The organism is Pseudonocardia pini (assembly GCF_013870575.1).
Lineage (GTDB): Bacteria > Actinomycetota > Actinomycetes > Mycobacteriales > Pseudonocardiaceae > Pseudonocardia > Pseudonocardia pini.
This window is the reverse complement of the sequence record NZ_JACBXB010001110.1, coordinates 1-1317: the sequence shown is the minus strand read 5'-3', so window position 1 is coordinate 1317 and position 1317 is coordinate 1. Positions and strand designations below refer to the sequence as shown.

Here is a 1317-nt window from a genome sequence, read left to right as displayed (position 1 = left end):
ACCGTCGTGCCGGACGTCGCCACTCCGGATGTCGTCACTCAGGCTGCCGTCGCCCCGGCCTCCGCGCCGGGGGCGGAGCCCGCGACCGCCCCGATCACCGGCCTGCCCCGCAGGCCCACCAGCTTCGTCGGCAGGCGGACCGTCGTGGAGTCGGTCGTGGCGGCGGTGGGTGCCGGTCGCCTGGTGACGCTGTCCGGGGTCGGCGGGGTGGGCAAGTCCCGGCTGGCCGTGGAGGCCGCTCGGGCGGCGGCCCGAGACGGGCGGTACCCCGACGGCACCTGGATGTGCGAGCTCGCCCCGCTGGCCGACGACGGCCCGGTCGGCCACGCGGTCGCCGCGGCGCTGCACCTGAGCCAACGCCAGGGCTCCACGATCGAGCAGACGATCATCGAGTACCTGCGGGACCGCACGCTGTTGCTGGTCGTGGACAACTGCGAACACGTGCTGGCCCCCGCGGCCGACCTGCTCGACGCCGTGGTGCGGTACTGCCCGGGCGTCACGATCCTGGCCACCAGCCGGGAGCCGCTGGGCGTCGAGGGGGAGCAGATCCTGCCCGTCGACCCGCTGTCGGCCGAGGACGCCCTGGCGCTGTTCACCGAGCGGGCCCGGGCCGTGCGGCCCGGGTTCGATCCCGCGGACGAGGCACCGGGCGCCGTCGCCGAGATCTGCCGTCGCCTCGACGGACTGCCGCTCGGCATCGAGCTGGCGGCGGCGCGGATGCGGGTGCTGAACGCGGCGGAGGTGGCGAGCCGGCTGTCCGGGCCGCGGTTCGTCAGCGCCCGCTCGCGGGGCGGGCCCGCCCGACACCAGAGCCTGTTCGCGGCCGTCGACTGGTCCCACCGGTTGCTGTCGGAGCCGGAGCAGGTCCTGTTCTGCAGGCTGTCGGTGTTCGCGGGCGGGTTCGACCTGGAGGCCGCGCACCGGGCCTGCGGCGAGCCGGGCGACACCGAGGACGACACCCTGGAGCTGCTCGCGGGCCTGGTGGACAAGTCGATGGTCGCCGTGGTCCACACGACCGAGGTGACCTGGTACCGGTTGCTGGAGACGATGCGCCAGTACGGGCGCGAGCGCCTCGACGAGGCACAGCTCCACGACGTGCGGGACCGGCACGCCCGCTACCTCACCGACCTCACCGACCGCAGCGGGACGGGGCTGCTCGGGACCGCGGAGCGGCACTGGGTCGACCGGCTCGCCCGCGCGTACGACGACCTGCGCGTGGCGGTCGACTGGGCGATCACCTCGGCGGACACCGACCTGGCGCTGCGGCTGCTGGTCGGGCTGCCCGACTTCGCGTTCTGGCGGGTCGGGTACGAGCTC

At 75.0% G+C, this 1317-nt stretch carries 1 protein-coding gene; it reads left to right on the top strand.

The window, feature by feature from the left end; translation table 11 throughout:
- On the top strand, window positions 1-1317 hold a 1317-nt coding region (locus tag H5J29_RS32970), incomplete at both ends, for an ATP-binding protein (protein ID WP_246394588.1).